General features: G+C 74.1%; 8 protein-coding genes and 1 pseudogene. 3 read left to right on the top strand and 6 right to left on the bottom strand.

Features of this window, described 5'->3' with window-relative positions; translation table 11 throughout:
• A pseudogene (locus tag HZS56_RS05080) lies at positions 1 to 221 on the top strand (RpiR family transcriptional regulator); the annotation flags it as partial.
• Here HZS56_RS05080 and nhaA read toward each other — a convergent pair.
• The 3 genes from nhaA to HZS56_RS05065 form a co-directional block, all read right to left on the bottom strand.
• Positions 193 to 2,079 carry a Na+/H+ antiporter NhaA gene (gene nhaA / locus HZS56_RS05075; RefSeq protein ID WP_216719473.1) on the bottom strand — a complete coding sequence of 629 codons (1,887 nt, stop codon included), beginning with the start codon at positions 2,077 to 2,079 and terminating at the stop codon, positions 193 to 195. The pseudogene HZS56_RS05080 and the gene nhaA sit on opposite strands and share 29 nt — an antisense overlap.
• An 88-nt stretch (positions 2,080 to 2,167) precedes the next feature.
• The gene (locus tag HZS56_RS05070; RefSeq protein ID WP_216719459.1) at positions 2,168 to 3,334 is read right to left on the bottom strand and encodes an alanine--tRNA ligase-related protein; all 1,167 of its coding nucleotides are present in this window, start codon (positions 3,332 to 3,334) and stop codon (positions 2,168 to 2,170) included.
• Positions 3,335 to 3,584: 250 nt separating this feature from the next.
• Positions 3,585 to 4,508, bottom strand: coding sequence for a DMT family transporter (locus tag HZS56_RS05065; RefSeq protein ID WP_216719458.1), 924 nt, complete (start codon positions 4,506 to 4,508; stop codon positions 3,585 to 3,587).
• A 40-nt stretch (positions 4,509 to 4,548) separates the two neighbouring features.
• On the opposite strand from HZS56_RS05065, the gene HZS56_RS05060 reads away from it, so the two are divergent.
• Positions 4,549 to 5,094 carry a MarR family winged helix-turn-helix transcriptional regulator gene (locus HZS56_RS05060; RefSeq protein WP_308408001.1) on the top strand — a complete coding sequence of 182 codons (546 nt, stop codon included), beginning with the start codon at positions 4,549 to 4,551 and terminating at the stop codon, positions 5,092 to 5,094.
• Between the two features lie 48 nt (positions 5,095 to 5,142).
• Here HZS56_RS05060 and HZS56_RS05055 read toward each other — a convergent pair whose 3' ends face one another.
• The 3 genes from HZS56_RS05055 to HZS56_RS05045 form a co-directional block, all read right to left on the bottom strand.
• Positions 5,143 to 5,619, bottom strand: coding sequence for a GNAT family N-acetyltransferase (locus HZS56_RS05055; protein WP_253913738.1), 477 nt, complete (start codon positions 5,617 to 5,619; stop codon positions 5,143 to 5,145).
• A gap of 43 nt (positions 5,620 to 5,662) precedes the next feature.
• Entirely contained in the window at positions 5,663 to 7,384 is a 1,722-nt protein-coding gene (locus tag HZS56_RS05050; protein ID WP_216719472.1) for an RICIN domain-containing protein, read from the bottom strand.
• Positions 7,385 to 7,691: 307 nt separating this feature from the next.
• Positions 7,692 to 8,396: a TSUP family transporter gene (locus HZS56_RS05045; protein WP_301542979.1), complete on the bottom strand. Its 705-nt coding sequence runs from the start codon at positions 8,394 to 8,396 to the stop codon at positions 7,692 to 7,694.
• 535 nt (positions 8,397 to 8,931) lie between these two features.
• On the opposite strand from HZS56_RS05045, the gene HZS56_RS05040 reads away from it, so the two are divergent.
• The gene (locus tag HZS56_RS05040) at positions 8,932 to 9,549 is read left to right on the top strand and encodes a DUF998 domain-containing protein (protein WP_216719455.1); all 618 of its coding nucleotides are present in this window, start codon (positions 8,932 to 8,934) and stop codon (positions 9,547 to 9,549) included.
• The last annotated feature ends 4 nt before the right edge of the window (positions 9,550 to 9,553 follow it).

The following is a 9,553-nucleotide window of genomic DNA, read 5'->3' as shown; positions in this document are numbered from 1 at the left end:
GTCTCGCGGCCGCCGGCCCGGTCCTTGTGACCTGCGCCCGCGAGACCCCGTTCCGGTCCGGCGCCACCGTCAGCCGCATCGCCCGACTCGCCGTCGTCGACTGCCTCTTCGCCGGCGTCGCCCAGCGCTCACGACGCGGCGACCGCCGCCCTGGAAGCGAGACCCGTGCGGCGGTGCAGCGCCGCCGGCGCCCTACGCGCCGCGTCCGGGCCGGAACCTGACGCCCCGGCGCCCGGGCGACCGGCCGGCCAGGACGCGCCGGCGGGCCTGTTCCACGGCCCGCGTCAGGGCGTCGATGTCGTACGCGCCGTGGTGGCGCCTGCCGTTGACGAAGAAGGTCGGGGTGCCCGACACCCCGCTGAGGTCGGCGGAGTCCACGTCCTCGGCGATCCTGCGGACACCCCGCCGGCGTGCCAGGTCCCGGCGGAACACCTCCACGTCCAGGCCGATCTCCCGTGCGTGCCGCACCAGGTCCGGACCGTCCAGCTCGTCCTGGCGTTCCAGCAGCAGATCGTGCATGTCCCAGAACCTTCCCTGCCGTGCTGCCGCCTCCGACGCCTCCGCCGCCGACTGGGCCCGCGGGTGCACGTCCGTCAGCGGCAGGTGCCGCCAGACGTAGCGCACGTCGGTCTCGCTGCCCAGCAGGTCCCGCACCACGCTCTCCGCGCGGCCGCAGTACGGGCACTCGAAGTCGCCGTACTCGACCAGGGTCACGGCCGCGTCCTCCGGACCGCGCACCCGGTCGTGCCGTTCGTCTACGGCCACCGCCAGGTCTGTCAGCGGCTCGGCGGAGCCCAGCAGGGCCCGCGCCCGCCGGGCCGCCGGCAGGAGCCCGACGATCCCGGCCACCGCCCAGGCGGCCACGAAGGAACCGAGCAGTGTGGCGAGGATGCCGATGCGTGCCTGGTTCAGCTCCTCGCCCTCGAAGGCGATCGACGCGATCAGCAGCGACACCGTGAAGGCGGCCCCCGCGACCGCTCCGGCGGCGGTGACCGAGCCCCAGCCCACATTGGGCCGCAGCCGTCCGCCCGACAGCAGCTGCGCCCCGGCCATGGAACCCACGATGCCCACGATCTTGCCCACCACACAGCCGCACACGATGCCCAGCGTGACCGGCGAGGCGAACGCCTCCGCCAGCCGGGCCCCGCTCAGCTCGATCCCCGCGTTGGCCATCGCGAACAGCGGCACGATGCCGAAACTCACCCACGGCAGGAACCGCTGCTCCAGCCGCTCGTTCGGCGAGATCGCCGAGGCCAGCCCCCGGGCCGCCGAACGCTGCAGCTCCGGTGTCGGCTGCTCCCGGAACAACCGGAACAGGCGGCTCGCCCGCTCCAGGTCCCCGCGCGGCGCCGGGTACGCGGCGACCAGCCCGCCCACGGCCAGGCCCGTGACCACCGGATCGACCCCGGCCTCGAGCAGGGCCACCCACACCACCACCGACAGCACCGCGCAGTACGGCGCGCCCCGTACGCCGGCCAGCCGCAGCACGACGACGAGCACCAGCGCGCCCACCGCGACCAGCAGCGCGGGCAGACGGATCCGGTCGCTGTAGAACACCGCGATGACGAGCAGCGCCACGAGGTCGTCGACGACCGAGACGGACAGCATGAGCGCCCGCAGGGAGGCCGGCAGCCGAGTGCCGAAGACGGCCAGGATGCCGAGCGCGAACGCGGTGTCGGTCGACATCGCGGTGCCCCAGCCGTGCACCGAGTCGTGCCCGGCGTTGACCGCGACGTAGATCAGCGCCGGTACGACCATGCTGCCGAGACCCGCCACCGCGCTGAGCACCACCCAGCGCCGGTCCCGCAGTTCCCCCATGTCGAACTCGCGCCGCGCCTCGAGCCCGACGACGAAGAAGAACAGACTCATCAGCCCCGAGTTGACCCACTCGTGCAGGTCGAGCGAGAGCTGGTGGCCGCCGAGACCGATCGTGAAGCGCGTCTGCCACAGCGCCTCGTAGGAGTGGCTGTCGATGTTGGCCCACAGCAGCGCCGCGACCACGGCCGCCAGCAGCAGCGCGGCGCTGCCCGTCTCCGTCTGCAGGAAGTTCCGCCGGCGCGCGCCGCCCCGGCTGGTCATCCACTGCCGCGGCTCGCCGGCCTCGCTCTCGCTCACCCGGGCGATTATGGCTGCCCGTGTCCGGTGTGTCCCGGTGCGCCGCGCGGCGTCACCCCTCCCGCAGACCCGTCACCAGATCACGCGGCAGGCCGTGGGTGTCGTGGAGGTACCGGAAGTCGTCCTCGCCGAGCGGCCCCCGGAAGCGGGGCCGGGCCAGCACCTGCCGGCCGCGTTCCAGGAGCCTGCCGAACCGGCGCTCCTCCTCCACGAGCAGCCGGCGCACCTGCTCGGGACCGTCGTCCTGGCGGAAGTGGTCCAGCGTGTGCGAGACCGGTTCGAGGGGCAGGTCCCCGAGCCCGCGCGACGGATCGTCCCGCCACAGTACGGTGAGCACCCGCCGCACCAGGCGCCGCAGCACATAGCCCCGCCCGGTGCCGGCGGGGCGGACACCGTCGCCGAGGACCACGACGGCCGAGCGCAGGTGGTCGCCGACCAGCCGCAGCGACGGTTCGTCCAGGGGCCACAGGCCCGGTACGAGACGGCGCCACGGTTCGAAGACGTCGCACTCGAACACCGACGGTTTCCCCTGCAGCAGGGCGGTGAGGCGTTCCAGGCCGAGGCCGGTGTCGACGTTGCGCTGCGGCAGCGGTACGAGGCTGCCGTCGGGCAGGCGCCGGTGACGCATCGTCACGTGGTTCCACACCTCCACCCAGCGGTCGTCCCGGGTGGGCGTCGAGCGCGGAGGGCCGTCACCGGTCCACAGGAAGATCTCCGAGTCGGGCCCGCAGGGTCCCACCGGCCCGTTGGACCACCAGTTGTCCTCCACCGTCAGCTCCACGGGCACGCCGAGCTCCTGCCACAGCCGCAGCGAGGCGGTGTCGGGACCGGTCCGGTCGTCGCCGCCGAACACGGTGGCGTGCAGCCTCCCCGGATCGACGCCCAGGCCCTCGGTGAGCAGCCGGTGGCCCCAGTCGAGGCTCCGGGGGCCCTCGTAGTCGCCCAGCGACCATGTGCCGAGCATCTCGAAGACCGTCAGGTGGGTGCTGTCACCGACCTCGTCGAGGTCCGTGGTGCGCAGACACCGCTGCACGTTGACCAGCCGCCGGCCCAGCGGATGCGGGCGGCCCTCCAGGTAGGGGGTGAGCGGATGCATGCCGGAGGTGGTGAACAACACCGTGCCGCCGGGCGGGGGCAGCAGGGTCGAGCCGGTGATCCGGCGGTGGCCCCGGTCCTCGTAGTACTCGACGAACGTACGGGTCAGCAGTTCCGTGTCCATGAGGGACGACTCCTTCGCGTCGTGGCGGGACGGGCGCCGGAGAACGGGACCGGGCGATCGTCGCGACGAGGCGAGGGGCGGCGGAGAGCCGTGCGACCACCGGCGGGCCGTTTCCGGTCGCCGGTGGGGGAGGGGAGAAGGTCAGGCGGCGGCAACCGGCGAGCTGGTCGCTCGCGCGGTCATGAAGATGCTTCGGCCGGTGACGTTCATGCCGCCCACGGTAACTCCTCGCGCCGTTCGGGGCATGTGATTAGTCCGCGGGCCCGTCCGGCCGGCCCGTCGCGCGGGCCTCCGCCGTGTTCCCCTTCCTGTTCGGGGGTGTGGCGGCCGGCGTCCGCGTCCGGCCGCAGAGGACGGCGGCCAGGACCAGCGCCATGCCGGACACCTGCGGCAGACCGAGATCCTCGCCGGCGAGGGAGACGCCGAGCAGGACCCCGGTGACCGGGTTGAGCAGGCCCAGGAGCCCCACGGTCCCCGCGGACAGGCGTCGCAGGCCGGTGAACCAGGCGAGGAACGCCAGGGCGGTCGCCACCAGCGAGGTGTAGGCGTACGCCCCGACCGCGGCACCGCCGACCGGAGGCGGCGGTCCCTCGGAGAGCGCGGCCGGGACCAGCAGGACCAGGCCCCCGCAGGTGAGCTGCCAGGCCGTGACGGACAGGACGCCCGGGCCGGAGTTCCACCGCTTGCTCAGCAGGTAGCCGGCAGTGGAGACGAGCATGGCCGCCAAGGACGCCAGGATCCCGGCCGGTCGCGTCTGCGCACCGGGCCCGCCCAGCATCAGGACCACCCCCGCGGGTCCGACCGCCGCCGCCACCAGATGCGCCGGGCGGGGCCGTTCGGCGAGCAGGGCCCAGGCGCCGAGGGTCAGGGCCAGCGGCGACAGGGCCATGACCATGGACGCCGTGCTCGTGGCCAGGGTCTGCGAGGCGACGTAGACGAACACGAAGAAGGCGCTGGTGTTCAGGGTGCCGAGGACCGCCGAGCGGCCCCACCACACGCCTCGCGGCCGTTCCCGGGCGGCGACGAGCAGCAGGCACCCGGCGGGGAGCGCGCGCAACGCCGCCCCCCACAGCGGCTGGTCGGCCGGGAGGTACTGCCGGGTGACGTAGTAGTTGGCGCCCCAGGCGACCGGGGCCACGGCGGCCAGCGCTGCCCAGCGAAGGTTACCTTCCATGGAAGTTAATATAGCTTCCGTAGAAGGTATATTGGCCGTCGTGGCAGACACCAGTACTCCGGCAGACCCTCCGGCGCCCGACCGCATCGCCTCCGTCCAGGCCGCCTGGCGGCGGGAGCGGCCCGACCTCGACGTCGCTCCGCAGGCCGTGATCGGCCGGCTGCACCGGCTGGCCGCGCTGCTCACCGAGGAGCTGTGCGTCGTCTATCGCCGCCACGGACTCGGTGAGGGAGACTTCGACGTCCTGGCGGCCCTGCGCAGGGCCGGTGAACCCTTCGAGCGGGCGCCGGGCGAGCTGGCGGCCCACACCATGGTCACCACGGGGGCGATGACCAAGCGGATCGACCGGCTGGAGCGGGCCGGTCTGGTCACCCGGCGCCGGGCCACCGGGGACGGGCGGGGCCGGGTCGTCGCGCTGACCCCGGTCGGGAGGGAACTCTTCGACCGCGCCTTCACCGAGCACATGCGCAACGAACACCGGCTGTTGGGCGCCCTGAGCCGTGACGAGGCCGCCGCCCTGGAGACGCTGCTCACCGCCTGGCTGGCGCGTGTCGAGCACGGCGGCGGCCCCTGTGACGGGGCCTGAGGGCGGCCGCTGTGATCCGCCGGTCCGGCGTTCCCGCTCCGGCTCTCCTCACGGTTCAGCCGAACGTCCGGCGGAAGACCTGCCGGGAACCGCCCTCCGCCTCCGGCCCCGGGGCGGCAGCCTCGCCGGGACGAAGCCGAGGCGCTCGTAGGAGGCGCGGGCTCCGCTCGCGGACGCGCCGGGGTGGCCGGCGCCGAAGGTGACCGCCTCGCCGGTGGCCGGGCCGCGCACCCACCGGCGGTTCGCGTCGTCCACGAGCGCGTGGCCGACCCCCGTGCCGCGCGCCCGCTCGCCGACGACCGGCCCGGGGACGCGGTACGCCCGCGTCCCCGGGCCGAAGAGCAGGCCGCCGGAGAGTTCTCCTCCCGCGGCCGTGGCCGCGAGCGCCCGTGACCGGCGCAGGCGGTCCTCCAGCGCCGTGCGGAAGCCCGCGTCCGCGACCGTCGGGCCGGACCACTGCTCGACCTGCGCGGCCGGCGAGAGGAGGCCCGGCGCGTGCTGCTCTCCGGCGAGTCCGACGGTCACCGGCACAGTGCCGCGGGCGACATCAGGCCTGCTGAAGCCGCCATCAGGCCTGCTGCAGCCGCCATACCTGTGGCTGCAGCCCGTTGCAGGTCCACTGCTGGACGTTGGCGCCCGGCTCCCGCGAGCCCTGCGAGACGTCGAGGCACTGGCCGCTGGAACGGGCGACGAGCCGGTAGTAGCCCCGCCCCACGTTCTCCAGCCGCCAGTCCTGCGCGGCCAGTTGGTTGCAGTACCACTGCCGGACGTTCGCACCGGGTGTCGCGGAACCGTTCTCCACGTCCAGGCAGTGGCCGCTGGCGCGGCCGGTCAGCGTGAAGTGGCCGCCGCCGGTGGCCCGCAGGGTCCAGTCCTGCGGGGCGAGCCCGTTGCAGGTCCACTGCTGGACGTTGCCCCCGGCCTCCCGCGAGTCGGCGGCGACGTCCAGGCAGTGCCCGCTGCCCGCGTTCACCAGCCGGTACCGGGCGCCGTCGGTGACACCTGCCGCGTCCCCGCTGCCGGTGACGCTCCCCGTCGCGAAGTACGCCTTGCACACCGAGCCGTCGTAGTCGGTGGCGATCTCCAGCACGGTCCGGCCGTCGGCCGACGGCAGCAGCGGCGAGCTGTAGTTCTCGCAGGGGTTCACCTCCGGCGCCGGAACCGCCACCGGTGCCTCGACCTCGTACCAGGGCCCGCTGCCGCCCTCCGTGTTGGCGAGGACGGTGCGACCGCTGTCCGCCGCGACCGTGCCGTCCTTGTTGAGGAGCCGCTGGCCGATCAGCAGCAGCCGCCCGTTGGGAGCGCCGTCCGGCGACGGCGCCCAGGCGACCGTCGGCGCGGCACGGAAGTACTTGCCGTCCACGGTCTCCGGACGGTACCCGAGGAAGGTGGGGTCTCCCCAGTTCCAGCCGTCCGCCGAGGTCCGGTAGTGCACCACGCACTGGTACTGGCCGCCCGGGTTGCAGATCTCGAAGCTCATGAAGTAGGTGCCGTCCGGCAGTTCACGCACCACCGGCATCCCCGGCCGGTCCTCCGACCAGCTGCTCGCCACGGTGTCGTGGTGGTCCTGCCAGTGGACGCCGTCGTAGCTGCGTGCCGCGACCAGTTTCTGACTGTGCCCGGGGTCCGTCTCGTCGGAGTAGTGGCAGACCAGCGCACCGTCCTCGGCGACCGAGAACTCCGGCTCCCACAGGCCGTCCGTGCCGCTCGCCACGGCGCACGACGACAGGTAGGACCAGGTGCGGCCCACGTCGTCGCTGCGCCAGATCCGCAGCGCCATCCTGCGCTCCTGCTCGCTCTGCCCGGCCGACGACGCCCACAGGAGGGTGCCGGCCCGCAACGCGCCCACCTGCCGGGGCAGTTCGAACAGCGTGGCGCAGCAGAGCCCCTGGCCGGCCGCCGAGTCCGGGTCGGCGACCCTGCCGACCTCGCGGAAGGTCGCTCCGGAGTCGGTGCTCTCGTGGATGGCGCCGATGCCGTTGTCGCCGTCGAACGTCACGACGCTCGCGAGGATGCGTCCGTCGGCTGCGCCGTTGTGCTCGAGCCGGACGGCTCGCGGATACATGCCGGTGTCGTCGCGCAACGGTGTTCCGGTGGCGGCGGTGGCCGAGGGGGCGGCGACGGTGGTGGAGGGGGCTGCGTCGGCCGCCACGGGTGCCGGGGAGCCGGGGGACGTCAGGGTGGCGGCGGCCGCGGGCACGGCCAGCGCCGCACAGAGGGCGCCGGTCAGACCGTACAGAGCGGCACGTGTGCGAACACGTCTGAGGAGGTGGTGCAGGCGGGAGATCACCACGGCCTTCCTTCCTGGGAGGACGCTGGGGGAGGGAATCCGCGTCAGGTTAGAGCCGGATGTACATCGATGTAAACAGGTCGGACGGCGCCAGGAACCGCCGGTCCGACGGGCGGGTGCGGGAGGAGGCGCGGAGGAGGGGGACGGGACCCGTACACGCGCCGAGTCGTTCTCCGCCGCCATCCGTGGCGGGCTCACAGGCCAGCAGGCAGGAGCAGGCAGTGCCTCCCGGGCGGTGCGGTGCGCCCTTGCCCCGGACGGCTCGGCGGCCGCGTCGCAGCGCGTCGTCAGGCGGCGGCCGTCTGCCTCACCACTCCCACACGCCCTTCACGAGGGTCGTGACGCCGCCCGCCAGTGCCAGGCCCAGCACCAGCCACCTGGCGCGCTGCTCGGACAGCCGTCCCGACAGCGCCCGGCCGGCCAGCATGCCCACGGCCAGGGCGAGCAGGACTCCCGTCCACTGGCCGCCGTCGAGCCGGGGCGTGCCGTTGGAAGCCACGGAGAAGATGTTGACGACGACGCCGTAGAAGAGGGCGTTCGGCACGAACTCCCGGACCGTCCAGCCCGCGTTGACCGCGTACAGGGACATGGGCGGTCCGCCGACTCCGGCGGAGGAGTTCATGACGCCGCCCAGCGCGCCCGCCGCGACCGCGCCTTTCGTGCCCCGCAGGGCCGGGACCCGCGCGCCGTACATCACGAGCAGGACGGCGACCGCCACCAGCGCGCCCATGACCGTCAGCAGAACGGGTTCGGGAAGCCGGCGGGTCAGCCAGGTGCCGACCGGGACCGTGCACGCCGCCGCGACGCACAACGGCACCATCGCGCCCGCCCGTACCCGGCGCCAGCCCTCCGTCAGACCGACGAGGCAGATGACGCCGGAAGCGCAGTTGGCGAGCACGACACCGTCGGCCGGGCCGAGCAGCAGCACGAGTGCGGGGACGGTCACGAGCGCGAACCCCATCCCGGTGAGCCACTGCACGGACGCCCCGAGCAGCACGATCCCGGCCAGCAGCGCGTCCCCGGCCCATGCACCCGTGTCCGTCACGCGGCCTCCTCCCGACACGTGGCTCGTCGAATCCGGTGTCCACCGACGGCCACACCGGCTCCGCGGACGTGCCTGCGGAGCCGGGGAGTTCGCCGTACGGCCGTTGTTCCGGCGCCCGGCGGGGCGCCGGGCGGAGGGTCCACGAGCCGCAGGCGCCCCGCCTCGCCGTCGCTGCCGGGCCTTGCCGTCAGCACATCTTCCCTCTGCTTCCCGCGCGTTCGGTGGCCCCCTTCCGCACCAGAGGGACGCTGCCACCATGATCGTTGCCCGCGCCGCCGAAGACCAGCCCGCGCACACGATGTGCCGGACGATCGGTGTCCCCGCTGCGGGGGAGGGGGAGCGACGAAGCAGCAGGCCGCGAAGGCCGGTCGGCGGGCGCGGCCTGCCGGGGCCGTCGGTACCGCTCGCCCGGAACGCCGCGGTCGCTGCTCGGCGAGCCGCCGACGGACGTCCCCGCGTGTGGGCGGCCGGAGGAAGCAGCGGGCCGATCTAGTGTGGTCCGATGCGACTTGTCCCCAGATGGGTCCTGCTGTCGTCGGGCTGTGCGCCCGTCGTGCTGGTCGGCGGCTGGACGGGTGCGGCCCTGTTCGAAGGGCCGTCCTACGATCCCGTGACCCAGACCATCAGCGTCCTGGGGTCGTACGGGGCTCCCGGTTTCTGGGTGATGACACTGGCGTTCGTCGCGCTGGGCGTCTGCCACCTGCTGACCGCCTGGGGGCTGCGGGCCGCCGCCACCGCCGGCCGTGTCGCACTGGCGGGCGGCGGTCTCGCGGCGCTGGCCGTGGCGGTGCTGCCCGCGCCGAGCAGCGGGGGCTCGCTGCGCCACGGCGCCGTGACGGTGGTCGGGTTCACGCTCCTGGCCGTGTGGCCGGTCCTCGCCGTCAACGGCGGCTGCGCGGCCCCCTGGGCCCTGCGGCTCGCGCCCTCGCTCGCGGCGACGGCTCTGATGGCCGCCGGCGGGGCGTGGTTCCTGGTCGCGATGAGCAGGCACGGGGACGCAGGCGTCGTCGAACGCGTCGTGACGGCCGCCCAGTCGCTGTGGCCCCTGGTGGTCGCCGCCTCCTGCTTCCGCCACTCTCCGAGGAGCGACGGGACCGCGGTCCGCCGGCGGCCGCGGTGACCGG

It is taken from the genome of Streptomyces mayonensis (assembly GCF_018982965.1).
Lineage (GTDB): Bacteria > Actinomycetota > Actinomycetes > Streptomycetales > Streptomycetaceae > Streptomyces > Streptomyces mayonensis.
Note: the sequence above shows the minus strand (reverse complement) of the source record. Positions and strands in the feature narration are given on the sequence as shown.